Origin of the sequence: Streptomyces sp. NPDC014727 (assembly GCF_043083485.1) — a bacterium.
GTDB lineage: Bacteria > Actinomycetota > Actinomycetes > Streptomycetales > Streptomycetaceae > Streptomyces.
Genome location: NZ_JBIBYR010000025.1, coordinates 72,657 through 96,261, shown reverse-complemented (window position 1 = coordinate 96,261; position 23,605 = coordinate 72,657). Strand labels below are relative to the sequence as shown.

At 70.5% G+C, this 23,605-nt stretch carries 27 protein-coding genes and 2 pseudogenes; 14 read left to right on the top strand and 15 right to left on the bottom strand.

Annotated elements, in window-relative coordinates; translation table 11 throughout:
• From ACF1B9_RS29845 to ACF1B9_RS29830, 4 genes and pseudogenes are all read right to left on the bottom strand, one after another.
• Positions 1–81, bottom strand: a pseudogene (locus tag ACF1B9_RS29845) (electron transfer flavoprotein subunit beta); the annotation flags it as partial.
• A 201-nt stretch (positions 82–282) separates the two neighbouring features.
• Positions 283–789: a flavin reductase family protein gene (locus ACF1B9_RS29840; RefSeq protein WP_391745670.1), complete on the bottom strand. Its 507-nt coding sequence runs from the start codon at positions 787–789 to the stop codon at positions 283–285.
• A gap of 44 nt (positions 790–833) precedes the next feature.
• Positions 834–914 carry a putative leader peptide gene (locus ACF1B9_RS29835; RefSeq protein WP_391745680.1) on the bottom strand — a complete coding sequence of 27 codons (81 nt, stop codon included), beginning with the start codon at positions 912–914 and terminating at the stop codon, positions 834–836.
• 72 nt (positions 915–986) lie between these two features.
• The gene (locus ACF1B9_RS29830) at positions 987–1,313 is read right to left on the bottom strand and encodes a thioredoxin family protein (RefSeq protein ID WP_391745669.1); all 327 of its coding nucleotides are present in this window, start codon (positions 1,311–1,313) and stop codon (positions 987–989) included.
• Between the two features lie 218 nt (positions 1,314–1,531).
• On the opposite strand from ACF1B9_RS29830, the gene ACF1B9_RS29825 reads away from it, so the two are divergent.
• Positions 1,532–2,254, top strand: coding sequence for a lysophospholipid acyltransferase family protein (locus ACF1B9_RS29825; RefSeq protein ID WP_391745668.1), 723 nt, complete (start codon positions 1,532–1,534; stop codon positions 2,252–2,254).
• Between the two features lie 235 nt (positions 2,255–2,489).
• Here the strand turns inward: ACF1B9_RS29825 and ACF1B9_RS29820 are convergent, their stop codons facing one another.
• The 4 genes from ACF1B9_RS29820 to ACF1B9_RS29805 form a co-directional block, all read right to left on the bottom strand.
• On the bottom strand, positions 2,490–3,089 hold the full coding sequence (locus ACF1B9_RS29820) for a transglutaminase domain-containing protein (protein WP_391745667.1): 600 nt from the start codon (positions 3,087–3,089) through the stop codon (positions 2,490–2,492).
• Between the two features lie 74 nt (positions 3,090–3,163).
• Complete coding sequence (locus ACF1B9_RS29815) at positions 3,164–4,243, bottom strand: threonine aldolase family protein (RefSeq protein WP_391745666.1); 1,080 nt, start codon at positions 4,241–4,243, stop codon at positions 3,164–3,166.
• The gene (locus tag ACF1B9_RS29810; protein ID WP_391745664.1) at positions 4,222–4,989 is read right to left on the bottom strand and encodes an SDR family NAD(P)-dependent oxidoreductase; all 768 of its coding nucleotides are present in this window, start codon (positions 4,987–4,989) and stop codon (positions 4,222–4,224) included. The genes ACF1B9_RS29815 and ACF1B9_RS29810 overlap by 22 nt, the downstream gene beginning before the upstream one ends.
• 26 nt (positions 4,990–5,015) lie before the next feature.
• Entirely contained in the window at positions 5,016–6,413 is a 1,398-nt protein-coding gene (locus ACF1B9_RS29805; RefSeq protein ID WP_391745662.1) for a DUF6421 family protein, read from the bottom strand.
• Between the two features lie 396 nt (positions 6,414–6,809).
• Between ACF1B9_RS29805 and ACF1B9_RS29800 the strand changes: the two genes are divergently transcribed.
• Complete coding sequence (locus ACF1B9_RS29800) at positions 6,810–7,493, top strand: glycerophosphodiester phosphodiesterase (RefSeq protein ID WP_376293473.1); 684 nt, start codon at positions 6,810–6,812, stop codon at positions 7,491–7,493.
• Positions 7,494–7,505: 12 nt separating this feature from the next.
• Here the strand turns inward: ACF1B9_RS29800 and ACF1B9_RS29795 are convergent, their stop codons facing one another.
• Complete coding sequence (locus tag ACF1B9_RS29795) at positions 7,506–8,054, bottom strand: GNAT family N-acetyltransferase (RefSeq protein ID WP_391745660.1); 549 nt, start codon at positions 8,052–8,054, stop codon at positions 7,506–7,508.
• A gap of 218 nt (positions 8,055–8,272) precedes the next feature.
• On the opposite strand from ACF1B9_RS29795, the gene ACF1B9_RS29790 reads away from it, so the two are divergent.
• A complete protein-coding gene (locus ACF1B9_RS29790; protein ID WP_391745659.1) occupies positions 8,273–8,659 on the top strand; it encodes a VOC family protein in 387 nt (128 codons plus the stop codon).
• A gap of 22 nt (positions 8,660–8,681) precedes the next feature.
• Here ACF1B9_RS29790 and ACF1B9_RS29785 read toward each other — a convergent pair whose 3' ends face one another.
• A complete protein-coding gene (locus tag ACF1B9_RS29785) occupies positions 8,682–10,100 on the bottom strand; it encodes a PLP-dependent aminotransferase family protein (protein ID WP_391745657.1) in 1,419 nt (472 codons plus the stop codon).
• Between the two features lie 104 nt (positions 10,101–10,204).
• Between ACF1B9_RS29785 and ACF1B9_RS29780 the strand changes: the two genes are divergently transcribed.
• The 7 genes from ACF1B9_RS29780 to ACF1B9_RS29750 all read left to right on the top strand — a co-directional run bounded on the left by ACF1B9_RS29780 (position 10,205) and on the right by ACF1B9_RS29750 (position 15,818).
• Positions 10,205–11,455, top strand: a complete 1,251-nt coding sequence (locus tag ACF1B9_RS29780) for a Tm-1-like ATP-binding domain-containing protein (protein ID WP_391745656.1) — start codon at positions 10,205–10,207, stop codon at positions 11,453–11,455.
• 65 nt (positions 11,456–11,520) lie between these two features.
• Positions 11,521–12,345: a phosphoenolpyruvate hydrolase family protein gene (locus tag ACF1B9_RS29775; RefSeq protein ID WP_376285398.1), complete on the top strand. Its 825-nt coding sequence runs from the start codon at positions 11,521–11,523 to the stop codon at positions 12,343–12,345.
• Positions 12,346–12,486: 141 nt separating this feature from the next.
• A complete protein-coding gene (locus ACF1B9_RS29770) occupies positions 12,487–13,095 on the top strand; it encodes a DUF5134 domain-containing protein (protein ID WP_391745655.1) in 609 nt (202 codons plus the stop codon).
• 85 nt (positions 13,096–13,180) lie between these two features.
• Positions 13,181–14,116 carry a M56 family metallopeptidase gene (locus ACF1B9_RS29765; protein WP_391745654.1) on the top strand — a complete coding sequence of 312 codons (936 nt, stop codon included), beginning with the start codon at positions 13,181–13,183 and terminating at the stop codon, positions 14,114–14,116.
• 33 nt (positions 14,117–14,149) lie between these two features.
• A complete protein-coding gene (locus ACF1B9_RS29760; RefSeq protein WP_391745653.1) occupies positions 14,150–14,848 on the top strand; it encodes a phosphatase PAP2 family protein in 699 nt (232 codons plus the stop codon).
• Between the two features lie 19 nt (positions 14,849–14,867).
• The gene (locus tag ACF1B9_RS29755; protein WP_391745652.1) at positions 14,868–15,569 is read left to right on the top strand and encodes an HAD family hydrolase; all 702 of its coding nucleotides are present in this window, start codon (positions 14,868–14,870) and stop codon (positions 15,567–15,569) included.
• Between the two features lie 69 nt (positions 15,570–15,638).
• Complete coding sequence (locus ACF1B9_RS29750) at positions 15,639–15,818, top strand: hypothetical protein (protein ID WP_351082413.1); 180 nt, start codon at positions 15,639–15,641, stop codon at positions 15,816–15,818.
• Positions 15,819–15,947: 129 nt separating this feature from the next.
• Here ACF1B9_RS29750 and ACF1B9_RS29745 read toward each other — a convergent pair whose 3' ends face one another.
• Entirely contained in the window at positions 15,948–17,438 is a 1,491-nt protein-coding gene (locus ACF1B9_RS29745) for an LVIVD repeat-containing protein (protein ID WP_391745650.1), read from the bottom strand.
• A 157-nt stretch (positions 17,439–17,595) separates the two neighbouring features.
• On the opposite strand from ACF1B9_RS29745, the gene ACF1B9_RS29740 reads away from it, so the two are divergent.
• Both ACF1B9_RS29740 and ACF1B9_RS29735 read left to right on the top strand, forming a co-directional pair.
• Positions 17,596–18,282 (top strand): DUF305 domain-containing protein, encoded by a 687-nt coding sequence (locus tag ACF1B9_RS29740; RefSeq protein WP_391745648.1) that lies wholly within the window; start codon positions 17,596–17,598, stop codon positions 18,280–18,282.
• A gap of 77 nt (positions 18,283–18,359) precedes the next feature.
• Positions 18,360–19,778 (top strand): FAD-dependent oxidoreductase, encoded by a 1,419-nt coding sequence (locus tag ACF1B9_RS29735; RefSeq protein WP_391745646.1) that lies wholly within the window; start codon positions 18,360–18,362, stop codon positions 19,776–19,778.
• Between the two features lie 2 nt (positions 19,779–19,780).
• On the opposite strand, the gene ACF1B9_RS29730 is transcribed toward ACF1B9_RS29735, so the two are convergent.
• Together ACF1B9_RS29730 and ACF1B9_RS29725 are read right to left on the bottom strand one after the other, a co-directional pair.
• Positions 19,781–20,161: an ArsR/SmtB family transcription factor gene (locus ACF1B9_RS29730; protein WP_391745644.1), complete on the bottom strand. Its 381-nt coding sequence runs from the start codon at positions 20,159–20,161 to the stop codon at positions 19,781–19,783.
• A gap of 90 nt (positions 20,162–20,251) precedes the next feature.
• Positions 20,252–20,461, bottom strand: coding sequence for a hypothetical protein (locus ACF1B9_RS29725; RefSeq protein WP_391745643.1), 210 nt, complete (start codon positions 20,459–20,461; stop codon positions 20,252–20,254).
• Between ACF1B9_RS29725 and ACF1B9_RS29720 the strand changes: the two genes are divergently transcribed.
• Positions 20,460–20,780: a hypothetical protein gene (locus ACF1B9_RS29720; RefSeq protein WP_391745642.1), complete on the top strand. Its 321-nt coding sequence runs from the start codon at positions 20,460–20,462 to the stop codon at positions 20,778–20,780. The genes ACF1B9_RS29725 and ACF1B9_RS29720 overlap by 2 nt on opposite strands.
• Positions 20,781–20,858: 78 nt before the next feature.
• Here ACF1B9_RS29720 and ACF1B9_RS29715 read toward each other — a convergent pair whose 3' ends face one another.
• A complete protein-coding gene (locus ACF1B9_RS29715) occupies positions 20,859–21,956 on the bottom strand; it encodes an NADH:flavin oxidoreductase/NADH oxidase (RefSeq protein WP_391745641.1) in 1,098 nt (365 codons plus the stop codon).
• A 259-nt stretch (positions 21,957–22,215) separates the two neighbouring features.
• Positions 22,216–22,596, bottom strand: coding sequence for a hypothetical protein (locus tag ACF1B9_RS29710; protein ID WP_391745640.1), 381 nt, complete (start codon positions 22,594–22,596; stop codon positions 22,216–22,218).
• 518 nt (positions 22,597–23,114) lie between these two features.
• On the opposite strand from ACF1B9_RS29710, the pseudogene ACF1B9_RS29705 reads away from it, so the two are divergent.
• Positions 23,115–23,579, top strand: a pseudogene (locus ACF1B9_RS29705) (substrate-binding domain-containing protein); the annotation flags it as partial.
• Between the last annotated feature and the right edge of the window lie 26 nt (positions 23,580–23,605).

The window sequence follows — 23,605 nt, the reverse complement described above, 5'->3', positions numbered from 1 at the left end:
CACCGTCAGATCATCGGCGAAATGCCGGTCACCCGTGGCGTCGGGCACGTACTTCACACAGACAACGATCCTCAAGCTCACGCCGGCTCTCCTACTGCATCGTCATTTCTGGGCTGCCTTGTTGCACGCAGCATAGGCGCCTGATGGGGCGGTTTCCGGTCGGGGCGACCGATGCTCCGAAGGAAATATTACTAGCCAGTAGACCCAGTGCTTGACCCATGAGCAAGCGCTTGGAACTGTGATTTGGCCAACGTGCCGCACCCACGTGCCGCTGGGGAGTTCTCAGTCCCGCAGGGCGGTGAAACGACCCCGGTGATAGAGCAGCGGGCGACCGCCTCCGGCCGGATCTCCGACCACGGCCTCCGCGATCACGATCCGGTGGTCGCCCGCCGGGATCCGGGCCACCACGCGGCAGACCAGCCACGCCAGCACACCGTCGAGCACCGGCACACCTTCGGGGCCGCTGCGCCAATAGGTGGACGGGCCGAACCGGTCGGCGCCGCTGCGGGCGAACGTGGCGGCGAGGTCCTGCTGGTGCTCACCGAGTATGTGGACGCCGATGTGCTCGGCCTCGGCCACGACCGGCCAGCTGGAGGACGAGGTTCCGACCCCGAAGGAGATCAGCGGCGGCTCGGCGGCGACGGAGTTCAAGGAGGTGGCGGTGAAGCCGACCGGCCGGTCACCTGCGGCGGTGATCACTGCGACACCGGCGGCGTGCTGCCGGAAGACCGAGCGGAGGAGTTCGGGGGAAGCCGTACGGAAGGTGCCGAGCCCGGGCGAAGCCGTCATGGAGATGTCCTTCTGCGGAAGAGGTGTACGGGGGCCTTGTTCGCTCAGGCACCCGGACAGCACGCACTCGCGTTGCGGGCGAGATCCACGTGGGCCCGGCCGTAGAGAAGGAGTTCCGGCGGCATAGCGTCAGACTGACGACGTGTGGTGGGCGCAGTCAAGGGCGTTCCGCAATGTGGGAGATGCATCACGGTCCGTCACATCACCTGTCCCAGCGCGGCGACGACATCGACAGTGCGCGGCTGTCCGACGGCCCGGCGGGCGATCCGGCCGCCGGAGTCGAGGACCAGCACGGTCGGCGTCCGGCTGATCCCGAGCTCGCGCACAAGAGTGAGATGCGCCTCGGCGTCGATCTCGACGTGGGTCACGCCGTCCACCATGCGCGCCACCTCGGCAAGAGTGCGCCGGGTGGCCCGGCACGGCTGACAGAACGCGCTGGAGAACTGCACCAGGGTCGCCTTCTCCCCCAATTCCGTGCCGAGTCGGGCCGCGTCCAGCGTTCCCCCGTGCGTCTGCCCGTCCACCTGCGGCCTCCTGTCAGAGCTCTTCGCAAGAGGTCAGCACCACCGGGCACCGTGGCATTCCCCGCGCTTGCACGTGACGAGAATCTCGCGCCCCGCGCCCCCTGAGACTGGCCACCGCGTCGCGCATGGGGCACGATCGGCCCATTGCCGCAAACCTACGGCTGCGTAACTTCCGCCGGGAGAACCCTCCCCAGGCGCTGAAGAAGGGTCTTCCCCAGATGGCAGAACTCGTCTATCGACCGGTCATCGGCGCCGCTCGTACGTTTTTCAAGGCGCTTGACCTGAAGATCGACACTCAGGGTTCCGAGCACATCCCGAAGACCGGTGGCGCGGTGCTGGTCAGCAATCACATCAGTTATCTGGACTTCATCTTCACCGGGCTCGCGGCGCTGCCGCAGAAGCGCCTTGTCCGCTTCATGGCGAAGGAATCGGTCTTCCGGCACAAGGTCTCCGGTCCACTGATGCGCGGGATGAAGCACATCCCGGTCGACCGCAAGCAGGGCGAGGACGCGTATGCGCACGCCCTCGCCTCGCTGCGGTCCGGGGAGATCGTGGGTGTGTTCCCCGAGGCGACGATCTCGGAGTCGTTCACGCTGAAGAGCTTCAAGTCGGGCGCCGCCCGACTGGCCCAGGAGGCCGGCGTCCCGCTGATCCCGATGGCACTGTGGGGGACGCAGCGGTTGTGGACCAAGGGACGGCCGCGCAATTTCAAGCGCAACCACTTTCCCGTGACGATCCGGGTCGGCGAACCGGTGGAGGCGCCCACCGACCAGTACGCCGGCGCGATCACCCGGCGGCTGCGGGAGCGGGTCCAGGAGCTCCTCGAAGCGGCCCAGCGCGCCTATCCCGTACGCCCGAAGGACGCCGGCGACACCTGGTGGGTGCCCGCGCACCTCGGCGGTACGGCTCCGACGGCCGCCGAGGTGCGCGGGGCGAGCTGACCCGGCCGGTTCGCGGCCACGGCTGAAACGTCACTCCGGAGCACCGACGGCGATCCGTGCTCCGGAGCTCAGCTTCTGCGACCACTCGGCGGGTTCGGCCCCTGCGGCTTCGAGTTCGCCGATCGTCCGAGCCGTTCGGCCGGTCGGCGGGCGGCCCCGTCCAGCAGGGCCGGACCTACGTCGTCGAAGACGGTGAACGCCGGGGGCGTCGACGGCCTTGTCCCGGGACGGGATCTCAGAGCGCTGTGGGGAGAGTGCGCCACAGCTGCGGGCGGTCCTCGGCGGACCGCAGGCTGTGCAGTACCGCCGGATGCGGTGCCGCATAAAGCACCGGATAGTCCACTTCATTGAACTCAGGCCGCACGGGCCACGCCAGCCGCTCGCCGTCGAGCGAGAACTGTGCGTCGACGCCCGGCTTGTTGCCGCGGGGGTCCTGACGGTCCCAGCGGTCACGGCCGGGCAGCCTGACCGCGATCAGCCCGTGCAGGGGACCGGGCTCCCCGCCGTCCCCACAGAGCGCCTGATAACAGAGGGCGGTCGGGATCTCCGCCGCACGGAGAAGGGCGGCAAGGGCATGGGACTTGGCGTGGCAGATGCCGTTGCGTGTCGCGAGGGCGTCGGAGGCACGCCAGGCGACCCGCATGTCGCCCGAGTCGGCCGAGTGCGGAATCGTGTCACGCACGAAGGCAAAGGCGGCAGCCGCGTATGAGTATGCATCAGCGGTCTCGCCGTGGAGGGCGGCGACCGCCTCTCGTACCACCGGGTGCCCGTGATCGATGGCCTCGTCCGCGGCAAGGTAGGCGGAAAGTTCCGGGACTTGCTGGATCAGCTCCATGACCGTCGAGCGTAAGTATGCGGCCGACCGGATGTCAATGACTTTCCGATCGACCGCATATTTATTCAGGCTGGTTACTTCGCCATCTCGTCCTTCAGCGCAAGGACGAACGCGTCGACATCGTCCTCCGTCGTGTCGAAGGAACACATCCAGCGCACATCACCGGCGGCCTCGTCCCAGAAGTAGAAGCGGAAGCGCTTCTGCAGCCGCTCGCTCACCTCGTGCGGCAGCCGGGCGAAGACGGCGTTGGCCTGGACGGGATGCAGGATCTCCACCCCGTCCACCGCACGCACGCCATCCGCGAGCCGCTGGGCCATGGCGTTCGCGTGCCGGGCATTGCGCAGCCAGAGGTCTCCGGCGAGCAGCGCCTCCAACTGCACCGAGACGAAGCGCATCTTCGAGGCGAGCTGCATCGACAGCTTGCGCAGGTGCTTCATGGCACGCACGGCGTCCGGGTTCAGGACGACCACGGCCTCGCCGAAGATCGCGCCGTTCTTCGTGCCGCCGAAGGAGAGGACGTCGACGCCGACGGTGTTGGTGAACGTCCGCATCGGCACGTCCAGCGATGCCGCGGCGTTGGCTATCCGGGCCCCGTCCAGATGGACCTTCATGCCGTGACCGTGGGCGTGGTCGCAGATCGCGCGGATCTCGTCGGGTGTATAGACCGTGCCCAGCTCGGTGTTCTGGGTGATCGAGACGACCTGCGGCATGGCCCGGTGCTCGTCGTCCCAGCCGTACGCCTGCCGGTCGATGAGCTCGGGCGTGAGCTTGCCGTCCGGAGTGGGCACGGTGAGCAGCTTGAGGCCGCCCACCCGCTCCGGGGCACCTCCCTCGTCGACGTTGATGTGGGCGGACTCCGCACAGATCACCGCGCCCCAGCGGTCGGTCATCGCCTGGAGGGAGACCACGTTGGCGCCGGTTCCGTTGAAGACCGGAAAGGCTTCGGCGGTGGGGCCGAAGTGGCTGTGCATGACGCGCTGGAGGTGCCCGGTGTACTCGTCCTCGCCATAGGCGATCTGGTGACCGCCGTTGGCGAGGGCGATGGCCGCGAGAATCTCCGGGTGCGTGCCCGCGTAGTTGTCACTGGCGAAACCGCGTACCCGTGGGTCGTGGTGGCGTCGCGCGTCGGTCCTTACGGTTGTGGGGTCAGCCACAGGCGCTTTCCGTTCACTTCCGGGGCGGGCCGGTCCCAGACGCCGACGATGGCGTCGGCCAGATCCTTGACGTCGGTGAAGCCCGCGAATTTCGCATGGGGGCGCTCGGCGCGCATCGCGTCGTGCACCAGTGCCTTGATGACCAGGATCGCAGCCGCCGTTCTGGGCCCTTCCTCGCCCCCCGCCTTGCGGAAGGCGTCCGCGAGGGCGAGGGTCCAGGCCTCGGCCGCGGCCTTCGACGCGGCGTAGGCCGCGTTTCCCGCGGTGGGCTTGCTCGCCCCGGCCGCGCTGATCAGCACATAACGGCCCCGGTCACTGCGCTGCAGACCCTCCTGGAAGGCCAGCGAAGTGTGCTGGACCGTGCGGATCAGCAGCTTCTCCAGCAGGTTCCAGTCGGCGAGGTCGGTCTCACCGAAGGTGGAACTGCCTCGCCAGCCACCGACGAGGTGGACCAGGCCGTCGATCCGGCCGAATTCCTTCTCCGTCTTGTCCGCCCAGTCGCGGGTGGCGCCGAGATCCAGCAGATCGACCGTGTCGCCCGTGACGGTGGCGCCGCCGTGGGCGTAGCGGGCGGCGTCGACCGCCTCGGCCAGGCGGGTGGCGTCCGCGTCGGAGGCGACGACGGTCGCACCGGCTTCGGCGAGCCTCAGCAGCGCGGCCCGGCCCGCCGGGCCGGCGGCTCCGGCGACCGCGACCACGGCACCTTCGAGAGCACCGCTCCCGTTGCCCTTGCCGTTTCCGTTCATGGCCACTGCCTCCTCAGAACCGGCGCTCACGCGGCTGCCCGCTCGGCATCCGCGGCAGTGATCCCCTTGGTCGAGGCGATCACATTCTTCAGCTTCTTGGAGAGCGCCTCATAGAACATGCTCAGCGGAAACTCGTCCGGAAGCACCTCGTCGACGAGCTTGCGCGGCGGCTGCGACACATCAAGCGCGTCCGGGCCCTTGGCCCAGCGGGAGCCCGGGTGGGGAGCGAGATAGGTGGAGACGAGGTCGTACGCGGCGAACCAGTGCACGAGTTTGGGACGGTCGATGCCGTCGCGGTAGAGCTTCTCGATCTCGGCGCAGAGCTGATTGGTGACCTGCGGGGCACGGTCCCAGTCGATCCGCAGCGTGTTGTCGGTCCAGCGGACGACGTCGTGCTTGTGGAGGTAGGCGAAGAGCAGCTGACCGCCGAGGCCGTCGTAGTTGCGGACACGCTCGCCGGTGACGGGGAAGCGGAACATCCGGTCGAACAGCACGGCGTACTGGACGTCGCGGCCCTGCGGGAAGCCGTCGGCCTCCAGCTTCACGGCCTCCTTGAAGGCCGTGAGGTCACAGCGCAGCTCTTCGAGCCCGTACATCCAGAACGGCTGGCGCTGCTTGATCATGAAGGGGTCGAACGGCAGGTCGCCGTGGCTGTGCGTCCGGTCGTGCACCATGTCCCAGAGCACGAAGGCCTGCTCGCACCGCTGCTGGTCGCCGACCATCTCACGGATGTCGTCGGGCAGCGCGACGCCGAGCAGCTCGACCGACGCCTCGGTGACCCGGCGGAAGCGAGCCGCCTCGCGGTCGCAGAAGATCCCGCCCCAGCTGAACCGCTCCGGGGCCTCGCGCACGGCGACGGTCTCCGGGAAGAGCACCGCGGAATTGGTGTCGTAACCCGAGGTGAAGCCCTCGAACGTGATGCCGCAGAACAGCGGGTTGTCATAGCGGGTGGCTTCGAGCTCCGCCAGCCACTCGGGCCAGACCATCCGCAGCACGACCGCTTCGAGGTTGCGATCCGGGTTGCCGTTCTGGGTGTACATCGCGAAGAGGACCAGGTGCTGCACCCCGTCGGCGCGGTCCTTGGCCGGCTGGAAGGCGAGCAATGAGTCGAGGAAGTCCGGCACGCCGAAGCCGGCCGCGGCCCAGCGGCGCAGGTCCGCGACGAGGGCGCGGTGGTAGGCGGCATCGTGCGGAAGCAGCGGGGAGAGCTCCTCGACCGCGGCGATCACGCGCTCCAGGGTCGCCCCGGCGACCGCCGGGGACGGCGCGTCCTCGGCGTCGAAGTCGATGGATCCGTCCTTCGACTGCCAGGGGCGGATCTCCTCCACGGCATTCTTGAGCGCGGGCCAGGCGGGGTGATCGACCACCCGTTGGTCCGTAGCTATGTCACCTGCGGCGACGTCGTGCACAAGAATTTCCGTCATAACACTTCCTCCCCGGGAGAACCTCGCGTCAGGCAACCGTATCCGTGTGCAGTTCCTTCGGACAAGTGAGGCTCAGAAGATTATCCTGCCGACCCCCATGGTCACCGCGATTCTTCCTGCACAGAACCTCCAGGGCGACCACTTCCGTCGACCTGGTGCAGTCCGGCGACTGCTCGGTGCCGTTCCCTCCCGGCAGCGGGCCGTTCGGGGCCGTCCCGTAATCCTTGGCGGGCCCACGACGACAGCAACGGCACCTCGCCGTCATCCGACGCCGCGCGCTGGTTCACCAGGGCTTGGAACGGGACAGCCCTTAGGCTGCCGAATTGCCGTAATGCCGCGATGCTTCGTGGGTAGGAGCAGTCCGCGGGGAGACGCCGTCGACGGAAGCGAGTTGCCTTGTCCTTTCTCACCATCGGTCATCGCGGAGTGATGGGCGTCGAGCCGGAGAACACCCTGCGGTCGTTCGTCCACGCGGAACGGGCCGGGATGGACGCCATCGAACTCGATCTGCATCTGAGCAAGGACGGCGCGCTGGCCGTCATGCACGACGCCGAAGTGGACCGCACGACGGACGGCAGCGGTCCGATCGCCGAGAAGACCCTCTCCGAACTACGCGAGCTCGATGCCGGGCTGGGCGAGCGGGTGCCGGTCTTCGAGGAGGTGCTCGACGCCGTACGGTCCCCCGTACAGGCCGAGATCAAAGATGTGGCCGCGGCCCGCGCCCTGGCCGAAGTGATGCTGCGACGCGGCCTCGTCGACCGGGTCGAGGTGTCGTCGTTCCACGACGAGGCGGTCGCCGAGATCGCCCAACTGGTACCGGGAGTACGGACCGTGCTCATCGCCAGCCGCTGGCGGAACGACGTGGTGGACCGGGCGAAGGCGGTGGGCGCGGCGACGCTGGCGCTGAACATCCGCCGCCTCACCCTGGAGGTGGTCGAGCAGGCGCACGCCGAAGGGCTGAAGGTCATCGGCTGGGTGGTGAACACCCAGGACCATCTGCGGCTGGTACGCGCCCTGCGGCTGGACGGCGCGACCACCGACTACCCGGAGATCCGCCGCGCCGGCCGCTTCACCGCTTGATCTCCGCCCCGGTCAGGCCAGGTCCTTGATGAGGAGTTCGAAGGCGAGATCGTCACGCTGCGGGATACCGAAGCGCTCATCGCCGTACGGGAACGGGCTGAGCCTGCCCGTACGGCGGTAGCCGCGGCGCTCGTACCAGGCGATCAGTTCCTCGCGCACCGAGATCACGGTCATGTGCATCTCCGTCACCCCCCAGCTGTCCCGGACGGTGCGCTCGGCCTCGGCGATGATCACCTTGCCGAGGCCGGCACCCTGCAGCTCGGGACGGACCGCGAACATCCCGAAGTAGGCGGCGTCGCCGCGGTGTTCGAGCTGGCAGCAGGCGATGAGCGCGCCATCGCGCTCCACCACGAGCAGTCGGCTGCCGGGCGCTTCGACGACCTGGCGGACGCCGTCGGGGTCGGTCCGCTGCCCCTGCAGGATGTCCGCCTCGGTGGTCCATCCGGCCCGGCTGGAGTCCCCGCGGTAGGCCGACTCGATCAGCGTCACGAGTGCGGGCACATCGGCGTCGGCCGCATCGCGGAAGGTCAGCTGCGAGTCCTGGGCGGGGGCTATGTCCATGGCGATGGCTCTCCGTTTCTCTGCTGTGGCCGTGCCGGAGCAGCGTAACGCGCATGTTCCGGCCCCAGGGCCGCTCGTTCCGATCACGCCGGGCTCTCGTGCCACGGCACCCAGGGCCCCGCTCGCCGATCCGGTTCGACGCGAACGAATGAGCCCAAGGACGCTCCCGTAGTCCCGCGCCCGCCAAGGATCACGGGACAGCCCTTAGAGTGCGGCGCATGGTTCATGTGCTGAGCAGCCGGATCCTGTTGCGTCCGGTCGATCCCGAACGGTCACGGGTCTTCTACGGGGAGTCCCTCGGGCTGCCCGTCTACCGTGAGTTCGGCACCGGCCCCGAGCGGGGCACGGTCTACTTCCTCGGCGGCGGATTCCTGGAGGTCTCCGGGCGCGCCGCCGCACCGCCGGTGCCCGGTCTCGAACTCTGGATGCAGGTCGCGGACGTCCGTGCGACGCACGAGGAGGTGTCGGCCCGCGGCGTCGAGGTGCTGCGGCCGCCGGTGCGCGAGCCGTGGGGGCTCGTCGAGATGTGGATCCGTGACCCGGACGGGCACCGGATCGTCATGGTGGAAGTGCCGGCGGACCATCCGCTGCGCCACCGCCCCTGACACGGCCACCTGTACAAGGCCGTCAGTGCGGGGCGCGACTGCGCTCCGCACAGTCGACGAGCACGGGCAGGGCCCTCTCCAGATCGCCGTCGTGGTCCGCGAACGGCAGACGCAGGTGGTGGCGGAAGCCGTCCACGGCGGAGAACGCGGGGCCGGGCACGATCAGTACGCCCGCACGGCGGGCCAGCTGGGCGGTGGCCTCGGCATCGGCGCCGGGAATCTCGACCCAGAGGGCGGAGCCTCCCGCGGGCCGGTCCCATCGCCATCCGGTGCGCTGGGCGCGCAGGAGCCGTTCGGTCTCCGTCAGGCGTTCACGCAGTCGGGCGCGGCGTGTGGCGCGCGCCTCGGGGAGTTGCCGGAGCAGCTGCACGGCCAGCATCTGGTCCACCACCGGGCACGAGAGGTCGACGGACTTCTTGATGTCGGCCAGACGGCGGACGACGGTGGCGGAGGCGCGTATCCAGCCCAGTCGCAGGCCACCCCAGAAGAGCTTGGACAGGGTGCCGACGGTGGCGGTGGCGGCGGGCGGCAGTTGGGCGGCCAGCGAGACCGGTGCGGTGTCGTGGCGCAGGGACAGTTCCGCGTAGGCGTTGTCCTCCACGGTGTACAGGCCCTGTTCGGCCAGCACGGCGGCCCAGGCACGGCGGGTGTGCTCGGCCATGCCGCGTCCGGTGGGGTTGTGGACGGACGGCTGGAGATAGACGAGGCGCGGGCGGATGTGGCCGGCCAGCCGTGCGAGTGCGGCGGCGTTGTCGCCGAGGGCGGTGTCGGCGGGAAGCGGGACCAGCCGCGCGCCGCGGGCCCGCAGTGCTTCGAGGGCGCCGCGGTAGGTCGGGTCCTCCACGATCACGGTGTCGCCGGGCTGGACCAGCCCCTGAGTGATCAGCCAGACGGCCTGCTGGGACCCGGCCGTCACCAGGATCTGTTCCGGCGAGGTCGGCAGGCCCGCCGAGCGGTGGTACTCGGCGATCCCCTCGCGCAGCTCGGGCAAGCCGTACGGCTGGTACCCGTCACCGGCCAGCGCGGCGGTGAAGTCCCGCGCGGACAGCGCGCCGACCGCCTCCGCGACCGCGGGCAGGCCGTCCAGCGCACCGCTGGACAGGTCGATGACCCCGTCACGGGTCCCGAAACTGGCCAGCCGCCCCTCGGTCGCGGGCCCGCCCACCGCACCCGAACCCCGTAGCCGGGAGCCGCTCCCCTGCCGGCTGTCCAGCCACCCTTCCGCTTCCAGCAGCCCGTACGCCGCCGTCACCGTGCTCCGGCTGACACCGAGCGCCGCCGCGAGGGCGCGCTGCGAGGGCAGCACCGTGCCGGGGACGACGTCTCCCCGCTGCGCCAGCTCGCGCAGCGCCTCCGCCAGCAGCAGCGGCATCGCACCCGCGCCACCCTTGGACCACCCGGTCAGCAGACGCGACAGGCGGGTGGGCGGAATGCGGTCCATGCCCCCATCATCACCCGCCGCAGGCCAATTGCCGCCAAGTGGTCTTTGCCGCTCTCCGGCGCCCGGCACATGATCGGGCGAACGCCGTTGCAAAGGAGCAGAACATGGCGACCGTGGTGCTCGTCGGGACACTGGACACCAAGGGGGCGGAGTACGCATGGCTCTCGGCGCGCCTGCGCGAATCGGGATGCGATGTCGTCCTCGTCGACGCCGGTGTGATGCCGCCGCCGATCGGTGTCCCCGCGGGGGACGTCGACGCCGCCGCCGTCGCACACCGCGCCGGGCATGATCTGGAGGCGCTGCGCACCGCCGGGGACCGCGGGGCGGCCGTGACCGCGATGGCCGACGGCGTCGAACTGGTCGTCGGTGATCTGCACCGGGAGGGCCGGCTGCACGCGGTGCTGGCGGTGGCCGGCAGTGGCGGGTCGTTCATCGCCGCGCGTGCCATGCAGGCGCTGCCCGTCGGCGTCCCGAAGCTGCTGGTGTCCACCATGGCCGGCGGGGATGTGTCACCGTACGTGGGCAGCAGCGACATCACCATGATGTACAGCGTGGTCGACGTCGCGGGCATCAACTCGGTGTCGTCCCGGATCCTGGGCAACGCGGTGGCCGCGGCGGCCGGCATGGCCGCCCACCACGAGCGGAGCGTCAACCGGCCGCACCCCGGCGGGCGGCCGCTGATCGGTGCCAGCATGTTCGGCGTCACCACGCCGGCGGTCGACGCCGCCCGGCGGCGTCTGGACGAACTGGGTTACGAGGTCCTGGTCTTCCACGCCACGGGCGCGGGTGGCCGGGCGCTGGAGAAGCTCGCCGCGGGCGGGTTCCTCGCCGGTGTCCTGGATCTGACCACCACCGAACTCGCGGACGAACTGGTCGGCGGAGTACTGAGCGCCGGACCGGACCGGCTGACCGCGGCCGGCCGGGCGGGCATCGCGCAGGTCGTCGCACCGGGCGCCCTGGACATGGTCAACTTCGGGGCCGGGGAGACGGTTCCGGAGCGCTTCGCCGAACGCCGTCTCCTGGTGCACAACCCCACTGTCACCCTGATGCGCACCACGGCCGACGAGATGGCGGAGCTGGGCACCCTCATGGGGCGGAAGCTGGCCTCGGCACGCGGCCCGGCAGCGGTCTTCTGGCCGCTCGGCGGCGTCTCCGCGGTCGATGCCCCGGACGGCCCCTTTCACGATCCGGAAGCCGACGCGGCGGGCCTGGCGTCCCTGCGTGCGGCTCTCCGGGGCAGCGCCGTCGAACTGCGCGAGATCGACGCGCAGCTGAACGACCCGATCTTCGCCGTGGCGGCAGCCGACCGTCTCCACGAGCTGATCACCGCTCAGGACCGTTCATCCACGAGCTGATCACCGCTCAGGACCGTTCATCCGCGAGCGTCTGACTCACACACTTACCGAAGAGGAGCCCTTCCGTGAACCGTAACCAAGCTCTGGCACGCCTGACCGACCAGGTCGGCGCGGGCAAGGCAGTCATCGGCGCAGGCGCGGGCACCGGTCTGTCCGCCAAGTGCGCGGAGGCCGGCGGTGTCGACCTGCTGATCATCTACAACTCGGGGCGCTACCGGATGGCCGGCCGGGGCTCGCTGGCGGGCCTGCTGCCCTACGGCGACGCCAACGCGATCGTGCTGGACATGGCCGGCGAGGTCCTCCCCGTGGTGCGGGACGTCCCCGTGCTCGCCGGTGTGTGCGGCACCGACCCGTTCCGGATCATGGGTAACTTCCTCGACCAGCTGAAGGCCATCGGCTTCACCGGTGTGCAGAACTTCCCCACGGTCGGTCTGTACGACGGAAAATTCCGCGAGAACCTGGAAGAGACCGGCATGGGTTTCGGTCTGGAGGTCGACATGATCCGCCAGGCACACGAGCGCGACCTGCTCACCGCCCCCTACGTCTTCGACCCCGAGCAGGCCGCCGACATGGCGCGGGCCGGTGCGGACGTACTCGTACCGCATGTCGGGCTGACCACCAAGGGGTCCATCGGCGCCTCGACCGCGCTCACGCTCGATCAGGCCGCCGCCGCCGTGCAGGACATGCACGACGCCGCCAAGCGCGTCAACCCCGACATCATCGTGCTCTGCCACGGCGGCCCGATCGCCGAGCCCGAGGACGCCCGCTACGTCCTGGAGCACACGTCCGGAATCGCCGGCTTCTTCGGTGCGTCGTCCATGGAACGGCTTCCCACCGAGCGCGCCATCACCGACCAGGCGCGTGCCTTCAAGTCCCTCACCCTCGGCTGACCCGGCCGGGTGAGTACAGCGTGCGGCGGGGAACACTCCCCCCGCGCGCTCCCCATGCACCTCAGTGCGCCGCGTACGACGCTCCCGGTCCGGGCATCGACCAGAGGGGACCCATGTCGTACGTCCAGGAGGAGGTGCGCCGTGCACGGACCGGCGATGTCCGGCTGGCTGCTCATGGCGTTGTGCGCGACGACGGGCGCCTACTGCCTGTTGCGCACACGGAGCGAGACCGCGGAGGGGCGCAGGACGGCGCGTGCGGAGGCCTTGATGGGCTTCGGCATGGCGGCCATGGCGATGCCGACCGCCGTCATGACACCACCCGGGTGGGGGTGGGCGGTGTACGCGGTGCTGTTCGGCGCGGCCGCGTTGCGCGCGCTGTGGTTCTCCCGGCGCAGCGGGCACCATCTGCACCACATGGTCGGGTCGTCGGCGATGGTCTACATGGCGTTGACGATGGCGCCTGGGGGTGGCGGGGGACACGGCGGGCACACGGGCCATGGCGGCATGGAGTCGGCCGGGGGCATACCCCTGCTGACCGGACTGCTGCTGGCCTACTACGTGGTGTACGTACTGCGGTCGGGGGCCCGGCTGATACCGGTGGCCGCCACGGCAGGAGGCGGTGGACCGGTCGGGGAAGTGCCGGTACGGGAAGTGCCGATCGGGGGCGGCTGGGGCACACGGCCCGAGCTCGCGCTCGCCTGCCGGCTGACGATGGGGATCGCCATGTTCGCGATGCTGCTCACTCTGTGAGACACGGGGACGAGCAAACCGTGGCGTACGTCACTTGCCGTGCACAGCCATACCGTGGCCACCGCGCCGCTCATAGGCTGACGCCATGTTGGTCTCCCTGGCCCTGCTGCTGCTCGGCGCACTGACCGCCGCCGTGACCCCGCGTCTGATGGCGCGGGCGCAGTGGCCGGAACGCGAGCCGGTCGTCGCGCTGTGGTTGTGGCAGTGCGTGGTGGCCGGAGTGCTGGTCTCCTTCGCGCTCTCCATGACCTTCAGCGCGGCAGCGGCCTGGCAGGCGGTACGCGGGCATGTCTTCGCACCGGCGCCGCGCGCCGTGGTGGAGGCGTATGCGCTGAGCGGGCACGGACAGTGGTCCGCGGCCATGGCGGTGCTGCTGGCGCTCGGCGGGGTGTGGACGGCGGCGATGCTGACCCGGGAGATCCACCGGGCCCAGGTGCGCCGCAGGCAACGCCGGGCGGCATTGCTGGTGCGTTCCCCGCTGATGCCCGGGGAGGAACCCGGCAGCGGTCGGCTCGTCGTCCTGGAGGGAGAGCGCCCGGATGCCTGGTGGCTTCCTGGTGCGGCGCCTCAACTGGTCATCACCACCGCGGCACTCGGCCGCCTGAAGGGCCGTCAGCTGGATGCGGTGCTGGCCCATGAGCAGGGGCACGCGAAGGCCCGGCACGACTGGTTGCTGCACTGTTCCGGCGCCCTCGCGACCGGGTTTCCGCAGGTGCCGGTGTTCGCCGCCTTCCGTGACGAGATGCACCGGCTGGTCGAACTGGCGGCGGACGATGTGGCGTCGAGACGCTTCGGACGGTTGACGATCGCCCTGGCCCTGGTCGAACTCAACGAGGACCGGGGGGTGTTCGGCCCGTGCCCGTCGCCGGACGCGCAGCTGCCGCGGCGGGTGAACCGGCTGCTGACCCCGGTGGAGCGGCTCACCGCGGGCCGCCGGCTCCGGCTGACCGCGGCGGGCGCCCTGGTACCGGTGGTTCCGCTTCTGGTGGCCTTCCTTCCGGGACTCAGCGCACTGGGATAGGCGGATGCGCGGATCTTCCGAGAAGATCGCCCCATGCCCTCCCCGCCCCTCGCACCACCGGGCCGCACCCGTTTCAGCGCCACGCCGCTCGGCACGGCCACGGTCTGCGCCGCCCTCGCGCTGATCCTGCTGATCCTGGTCGCCGTGCGCTGGTCGCCGCTGATGTCAGTCGACCGCACGGTCGCGGACGCCCTGCACCGCAGTGCGGTCACCGAGCCAGGTCTCGTCCACGTGAACCGGATCCTGACCGACTGGGTATGGGATCCGTGGACCATGCGCGCACTGATCGCGGTGGCCGTGGTGGCGGTGTGGTGGCGTGGGGCGCGGGCCCTCGCGGTATGGGTGGCGGTGACGAGCGTGCTGTCGGCCCTCCTGCAACAGGGACTGAAGTCCGCGGTCGGCCGGGAACGGCCTCGGTGGCCGGATCCGGTGGACTGGGCCCACTACGCCGCGTTCCCCTCCGGTCACGCGATGACGGCGACGGTGAGCTGCGCCCTGCTGCTCTGGCTGCTGCGCCGGCACGGCACGGGGCCCCTGGTGTGGCGGACGGCTCTGGTGATGGGCTGGGTGTCGGTGATCGGGGTCGGTGTCACCCGGCTCTACCTGGGGGTGCACTGGCTGAGTGACGTGCTCGGCGGCTGGCTGCTGGGGGCGGCCCTGGTCGGGTTCTCCGTCGCCGGCTTCGCCCGGTACGAGGGACGTGGTGGCCCGGCCTTGCGTCGGCGTTCCTGATCCGGGGAGGATCGCGCCCATGCAGATCAAGGGTGTGCTCTTCGACTTCTCCGGGACTCTGTTCCGTATCGAGCCGATCCGGTCCTGGCTGCGCGCGGTCCTCGCCGAGCGGGGGGTGACGGTCGACGGGGCCGACTTCGAGCGGTACGCGCGGGGGCTGGAGGACGCCGGGGCACTGCCGGGCGGCCCGCCTCCCCGCCAGGTGCCCACCCGGCTCGCCTCCTTGTGGGCCACCCGTGACGAGAGCGCGGAACTCCACCGGGCGGCGTACACCGGACTGGCCCGGCAGGTGGCCCTGCCGGATCCGGGTCTGTACGACGCGCTGTACGAGCGGCACCGGTCACCCACTGCCTGGCAGCCGTACCCGGACGCGGCGGAGGTGCTCGGCGCACTGCGCGACAGCGGCACCCGCGTCGGTGTGGTCAGCAACATCGGCTGGGACCTCCGGCCGGTGTTCCGGGCGCACGGGCTGGATGCCCTCGTGGACGCCTACGTCCTTTCGTACGAGCACGGCGTCCAGAAGCCGGACGCACGGCTCTTCCACAGGGCCTGCACACTCCTCGGACAGGATCCGACACATGTGGTGATGGTCGGCGACGATCCGCACGCGGACGGCGGGGCGGCAGCACTGGGCTGTGACGTGCGGTTTGTACGGCATCTACCGGTGGAGGAGCGGCCCGACGGGCTGCGGACGCTCGGACTGCTGCCGGGCGTTGCCTGATAGACATGTGAGAGATGTCCCTGACGCGCAATGGGTCCGATTGTCACATCGGGGCCTTAGCCTGTACGCATGTCCCGTTCTCCGTGCTCCTCCGATTCCGTGCGTACCCCCGCCGTGGTGAACAAAGAGATTCGTGACCTGTGGCAGCGCTCCGGCGGCTGCCTGTCCCCCGAGGACGAGGAGCACTACCAGCGACTGCTGGTGGAGTGGGCGGCGGCGACCGGCGGGAGCGCCAGGCCCGCCGCCTGACGCGGCTGCCGGCCCCGAGCGGCTCCTGGGACGCGCCGTGCCTCCCGCCGGGCGGGGAATCCGCCCGGCGGGAGGCACGGGTGCGCGGTGGGGCCGAGTAGCGCCGGTGTGGTGAGGTGACCGGCCGGATCAGCGGTCGAAGTAGTCCGGCTGCGTCTGCACATTGAGCTCGTCCAGTCGCACCTGCTTCGCCGGGTCGGTCCGCCGGTCGTCGAGCTTCAGGACGTCGAAGCCCTTGGCGATGTCGTTGGAGTAGATGTAGCCGTTGTAGTAGTACGCCGACCAGGGGCCGGCCGTGGTGACCGCGTCGGTGCTGACGGGGCCGCGCTCGAAGTACCCGATCTCCTTCGGCTTGGAGGAATCGGTGAAGTCCCAGACCGAGACTCCGCCCTGGTACCAGGCCTGGACCATCACGTCGCGGCCCTTGACCGGGACGATCGAACCGTTGTGGGCGACGCAGACCTCCGTGTCCGCCTGCGGGCGGTCGATCTTGAAGTAGCTGCGGAAGACCAGCTTGCGGTGGTCTCCCTTGCCGACGATGTCGTAGATGCCGTCGGCACCGCGCTTCGGGCCGACCTCCTCGTTGCAGGTGGCCGCGCCGCCGCCGCCGAGTTCATCGGTGAAGACGACCTTGTCGGCCTTCTGGTTGAACGTCGCGGAGTGCCAGAACGCGAAGTTCACGTTGTCCTGCACCTGGTCGATGATCTTCGGGTGCTCCGGGTCCTTGATGGAGAACAGCAGACCGTCGCCCATGCAGGCTCCGGCGGCCAGATCCTTCGAGGGCAGCACCGTGATGTCGTGGCAGCCGGTGGTCTTGGAGACGCCCGGGTTGGTCGGAGCGCCCGGGTTGCCGCCGTCCGGGAAGAGGACCGGGAAGTTCACGACGGCGGCCTTCTCGGGTGCGTTGCGCGGCACCTTGATGACGGAGATCCCGTCGTGCGGCGGCTGGCAGTCGGGGAACGCCTCGCTCGGCGCGTACGAGGAGACGTACACGTATACGTTCTTGCGTTCGGGGACCAGCGTGTGGGTGTGCGATCCGCAGGCGGTCTCGACGGCGGCGACGTACTTCGGGTTCCGCTTGTCGCTGATGTCGAAGACCTTCATGCCCTCCCAGGAGGACTTCTCCGTGGCGGGCTGGGTGGTGCTGGTGCAGGAGTTGTCACTGCGCGAGGAGTCGGTGGACAGGAAGAGCAGATTTCCCGAGACCGAGATGTCGTTCTGCGAACCGGGGCAGAGGACCTGTGCGACGGTCTTGGGGGACTTGGGATTGCTGATGTCATAGATCCGGAAGCCGTCGTAGTTTCCCGCGAAGGCGTACTTCCCCTGGAAGGCCAGGTCCGTGTTCAGCCCCTTGAGCGCGTCCTTCGGGACGTTGGCCAGATGGGTGATGTTGTCGCTGTGGACGACCTCGTCCACGCCGGGTATCTCACCGCTCCTGATGGCGGCCGTGGCTTCGGCTTCCTGGGCGGCGGAGACATCGGTACGGGCGGCGGCCGCGTCACCGGGGTCGGGCGTCGCGGCCGCGGGACCGGCCAGGAACAGCGTGGCCAGCAGCCCGGCGACCGCCGCGGCGGCCCCGAGGCGTCTGCGCCGCACCGGGCTCGTGTGCAACGAAATCACTGCGTCCTCCCATGTATCCGAACGTAGTTGAACGGTTCACGGACCTCGGCAGTATCGTCCTTCCCATGGCCATCCCAACAGATGGCAACAGAGACGTAATGAAGGTTTCTGATCACTGTCGCGCGGAAGCGTGTCAGGACGGTGGGCAACCACCCATATGGCAATGGAGGTCCACTTGTTGATCCGCCGTCAGACCATGTGTGTCCGCCGCTTCGTGTTCGTCGCGGCCGTCATGTCCGTCGCTCTCACCCTGGGCGCATGCGACGCGGGGAGCGGTGACAGCCGTACGAAGGCGCAGACGGACGTGGGCCCTTCGGTGGTGGCGCCCGGAAAGCCGGGAGAGCCCGCGCGGACCCTCTCCGCCGAGGAGGCGCTGAAGGCCGCCGGGGACGACACCCCCAACTCCGCCGACTTCCGGTACGTGCAGATGATGATCCAGCACCACGCGCAGGCACTGGAGATGACCGAACTCGTTCCCGGCCGCTCCGGCTCCGCCGCCGTCGAGCGGCTCGCCGAACGCATCACCGCGGGCCAGAAGCCGGAGATCGGCGCCATGCAGGGCTGGCTCAAGCACAACGGCGGAGTCAGGCGCGCGAGCGGCCACGACCACGCGGCGATGCCCGGCATGGCGACCCCGGCGCAGCTCGAAGAGCTGCGGGCGGCGAACGGCGCGGCCTTCGACAAGCTCTTCCTGAGGCTGATGACCACCCACCACCAGGGCGCGATCACGATGGCGACCGAGGTGCTCTCGCAGGGGAACAATGTGCAGGTCGAGGAGATGGCCGGGGACGTCGTCGCCCAGCAGACGGTGGAGATCGACCGGATGCGCACGCTGTCGTCCTGACCACGCCCCGGGCGCGCCTCCCCTGCGTCCCGGCCGCCGGTGTCATGCTGGAGGCATCCCGCGGGAAGAGGTGCGCCGTGCTCCGTGTCGCCGTCGTCGGCTCCGGTCCGAGCGGGGTCTACACCGCGCAGGCCCTGGTCGAGCAGGACCGGGTGCCCGGTGTCCGGGTCGACGTGCTGGACCGGCTCCCCTGTCCGTACGGCCTGGTGCGCTACGGCGTGGCCCCCGATCACGAGAAGATCAAATCGCTCCAGAACAGCCTGCGGACCGTCCTGGAGCACGAGCGGATCACCTTCCTCGGCAATGTCGAGGTGGGCAGCGACGGGATCCCGCCCGAACGGATCGGTGAGCTCTACCAGGCGGTCGTGTACTGCGTCGGGGCCGCGACCGACCGCGGCCTCGCCGTCCCCGGCGAGGACCTGCCCGGCAGCTTTTCCGCGACCGAGTTCGTCTCGTGGTACAGCGCGCACCCGGACGCCGCCGCCAACGGCTTCGCGCTGCGGGCCCGTTCGGTCGTGGTGATCGGTGTGGGCAATGTGGCGGTGGACGTGGCGCGGATTCTCGCGCGGGGCGCGGAGGAGCTGCGCCCCACCGACGTGCCGCACGGAGCGCTCGGCGCGCTGGCCGGCAGCCAGGTCCGCGAGGTCCACATGGCCGGCAGGCGTGGGCCCTCGCAGGCCAGGTTCACCACCAAGGAGCTGCGGGAGCTGGGCGGGCTGCCGCACGCCCGGGTGGTGGTGGACGAGGCGGAGCTGGCCCTCGATCCGGCATACGTCGATCCGTCCGCCGGGCCGACGACGGCCGTGTCCTCTCCACCCGACACGCCGCCCCTGACGGCGGCGGCGCGGCGCAACGTCGAGGTGCTGCGCGGATGGGCCTCGGCCGGCGCCATGGGCGCGGGCCCGGGAGCAGATCCGGCGCGCACCATACACCTGCGGTTCTTTCTGCGGCCCGTCGAAGTGCTGGAGCGGGACGGCCGGGTGGCCGGGGTGCGGTTCGCCCGTACCGTGCCGGACGGCAGTGGAGGTGTACGCGACTCCGGGTCGTACGAGGACATCGGCGCCCAGCTCGTGCTGCGGGCCGTCGGCTACCGGGGGCTGCCCCTGCCCGGCCTCCCCTTCGACACGGAGCGCGGGACGGTGCCGCATCTGGCGGGGCGGGTGCTGCGCGACGGCGTGCCGTCGCCCGGGGAGTACGTTGCCGGGTGGATCAAGCGTGGGCCGACCGGGGTGATCGGCTCGAACCGGTCGTGCGCGAAGGAGACGGTGGCGTCCTTGCTGGACGACGCCCCGCTGCTCACCGGGCGTCCGTCCGTGCCCGATCCGGTGACCGCTCTGCGGGCGTGGGGGCTGCGGCCGGTGGAATGGAAGGGCTGGCTGTCCATCGAGCGGGCGGAGGCGGCACTGGGCCGGTCACTGGGCCGTGGGCCGGTGAAGATCCCGGACTGGGCGGGGCTGCTGGACGCCGCGGAGGGTGCCGAGCGGCACGGATCGTGAGGCTATCGCTCCTCGCCGATGCGCTGCACCTGCCGGTTGGCGGCGTCGAGGACGGTGTCGAGGAGCCCGGGGAACAGTGCTTCCAGATCGTCCCGGCGCAGCCCGTTCATCTTGGCCGTGCCACGGTAGAACTGCTGGACGACGCCGCTCTCGCGCAGCACCCGGAAGTGGTGCGTGGACGTCGACTTGGACACCGGCAGGTCGAAACGGGAACAGGTGAGCTCGGAGTCGGCGACGGCCAGTTCACGGACCACGCGCAGCCGCATCGGGTCGGAGAGCGCGTGCAGCACCGTCTCGATGCGGATCTCGTCCCGCGTGGGATGGTCGAGCGCGCGGCCACCGACCGCAGCGACGCTTTCGACGGGGGCGCTGGCTGGGGTCACGATGGCTCCATTCCCTGGCTTCGTCCGGTCTCCCATAATACGAGACTCTTCGTAGTTTGAGGTTCGCCGTACGACGTGTGCGGCCGCGCATCACCCGGTGCGATCGGCGCGCAATGCCCGCTTCACGCGCGTCGATGAGCTCTTCCATGTGGCGCTCCGCCCTGGCGCGCCGGCCGCCGCGCGGGCGGTCAGCCGCTGAGCAGGTCCGGGTTCCCGGCTGCGTGCGGTGAGGGTGCGCATCGCGCCGATGGCGATGAGGTCGTTGTACGCGGCACGCTCCGAGGCGTGCGGTCGGGGCATGACCGGACGATGCATCATGTTCCGCGACGGCCTGTTCCCCTATCGCTGGGCCCCCGACTGGTTGAACTTGTACTGGTCGTCACTGGCGGCCTTCGACTCGATGGCAGCGCTGCTCCTGATCTGCGGGAGGCGGGTCGGCGTGGACCTGATGTGCACCGTCATGGCGACCGACCTGGCAGCCAACTGGTATGCGGTGTACGGCATCCAGCACAGTGATGTGGGGACGGAGCCGGGGCTGCAGCGGCTCGCCGCTTTCGCCTTCCTCGTGCTCCTGACCGGCCCGTTCGTCCGTGCCCGGCTCGCCCCCGTCAGCCGATGAAAGGCAGATGCCTCGGGCCCGAGCCCCCTGCGGCACGTCACGGCGTGCCGGGCGCCCGGGCCGACGAGGTCCGCGCGGTCAGACCGCGCGGTGGTACTGGTCCGGTGTGCGGAGTCCGCCGCCCAGTTCACGGGCCGCGTACTGGGCCCACGACGGGCTCCGCAGCAGCTCGCGCCCGAGGAGGACCGCGTCGGCCCGGCCTTCGGTGATGATCTTCTCGGCCTGCTGCGGTTCGGTGATCAGACCCACGGCCGCCACGGGGAGCGAGGTCTCTACCTTGACCCGTTCGGCGAAGGGAACCTGGTAGCCGGGCCCGGTCCCGATACGAGCGCGCGGGGCGTTCCCGCCGCTGGAGACGTCCAGCAGGTCGACGCCGTGGGCCTGGAGTTCCTTGGCCAGCCGCACGGTCTCGTCGACGGTCCAGCCCTCGCGCTCGTCCTCGTCGTTCTCCGTGAGCCAGTCCGTCGCGGAGATCCGGAAGAGGACGGGCAGTTCCTCCGGCCAGACCTCACGCACCGCATCCACGACCTGAAGTGCGAAGCGGACGCGGTTCTCGAAGCTGCCGCCGTACTCGTCCTCACGCCGGTTGCTGTGCGGGGAGAGGAACTGCCCGATGAGGTATCCGTGGGCTCCGTGCACCTCGGCGACCTCGAAGCCCGCGTCGAGCGCACGGCGGGCGGCTTCGCGGAACTGATCCACGACGCCCCGGATCTCGTCCACCGTCAGCTCGTGCGGCACGGGGTGACCGTCGTCGAACGGCAGTGGGCTGGGGGCGACGGGCGTCCAGCCGTGCGCCTCCGGGCCGACGGGGTCGCCGCCCAGCCAAGGGGCCGCCGTCGACGCCTTGCGACCGGCGTGCGCGAGCTGGATGCCGGGAACCGACCCCTGCCCCTTGAGGAAGTCCGTGATCCGGCGGAAGGCGGCCACCTGGGTGTCGTTCCAGATGCCGAGGTCCGCCGGGCTGATCCGGCCCTCGGGGCTGACGGCCGTCGCTTCCGTGAGGATGAGCCCCGTTCCGCCGATGGCGCGCGCCGCGAGGTGGGCGAAGTGCCAGTCGGTCGCGACGCCCGCGTTCGGCCCCACCGGTTCGGCGCTGTACTGGCACATGGGCGCCATCCACACCCGGTTGGGAATAACGAGCGACCGCAGGGTGTAGGGCTCGAAGAGGGCACTCACGTCGGACTCCGTTTCGACGGCACGAAAGACTCGTTAGTACGATACATACCGTACTACGAGACCTGTCAAATTACGACGCCTCTCGTACAAGGACATGGACGTGGGGGGGGGGGGGGGGGGGGGGGGGGGGGGCGGGGTGGGGGGGGGGGGGGGGGCCGGGGGGCGCCGGGGGGGGGGGGGGGGCGGCGCCCGGCCCCGCGGCCCCCCCCCCCCCCCCCCCCCCCCCCCCACCGCTCGGGGGTTCGCGCGCATACGCGGCCTATCCGCGACGCCTGAGTGTGAGGACCGCCTCCGCGTCGTACGCCTGGGTCCAGCTGCGTCCGGCGCCCGACTTCCAGGTCACATGAGCAGTGGCGCCGTCGACCCTGACGCTCTCCACCGTCATGGCCCGGTCACCGTCCCGCACGTCCCCTCGGCGCAGCTCGCGCGCCTGGACGGTGACGGGCTCCTCCCACCCCGCACTCTCGGCCCCGTCCGCCGCCAGGGCGAGGGCCGTAGCCAGTTCCCGGGCGCGGTCAGGAGTACAGACCAGCACGAACTCGCCCGTCGGCGCCGCGACCCGGACCTCGACCCCCGAGCCGACGGGGACCACCTCCAGGTCCACACCACGCCCCTCGCGATCCTCGATCCCACGCGTCATCGCTCCGCCTCTCCTCTTGCCCAACGCACCCCCGGCCGGGTACGGCCGGAGTCTCTCCGGCGAACGCGGACCACTGGCCCCCGGCCACCGGCACCGACCACCGGGTCCAGGGCAGCACCGCCGAGTCGGCCATCCAGAATTTCAGCACACGCGCGGCCCGTCGGAGGGCGGGTCATCAGTGCGCGCCGACAGGCACGAACGGCCACTGGCCGGTCGCAGCGACACCCTTACGAAAGTTTCGGAACCTGTCCGCACGGGCGACAACAGGGACGGACCTTCACGCGGGATTCCCGGAGCAGGGAGCCTCTCGGAGGGACGAGGACGGACGGGGTTCCGGTGACCAGCAGCGCGTCCAGCAATGCGCCCTGGACGCCTGGCAGCGACAGGTCGGGGGCGTCGCAGCCCTCTCCGGAGGTGCCACGGCCGAACAGCCCGGCCCGTCGCCGAGCACGGCGACTCAGGCGCCGGCGCCCCGGACGAGCTCCGCGGCGGCCACGATGCCGGAGGTGTCCGTACCCGATCTGACGGCCGCCCAGCGTGCCCAGTTGAGCAGCCGCTTCATCCCGTACGCCGTGGTCGACCCCGGCGGGCGACCCCGGCGACGACGTACCGTCGGTCGGAACCACCAACTGGCAGGGCGGACTGGCCGCCACCCGCCACCTGACCGGCCTCGGGACCGCCGCATCGGCGTCATCAGCGGCCCGTCCCGCCGGCGACGATCCCCAGGCCCTGGGTGTCTACGAGGCCGCCCGCGAACTGGAGCTGCGCATCCCCGAGGACCTCAGTGTCGTCGCCTTCGACGACCTGCCGCTCACCCGGTGGATCGGGCCGCCGCTCACCACGGTGCGTCAACCGCTCACGAGATGGCCGGGACCGCCGCCCGTCTGGTCCTCGATCTCGCACGAGGCCAGCGCCCGGCTACCACCCGCGTCGACCTGGCCACCAGGCTGGCGGTCCGCAGCGGTACCGCCGAGCCCCGCCGCTGCCCCCTTCCGCCGGGCCTCGCTCA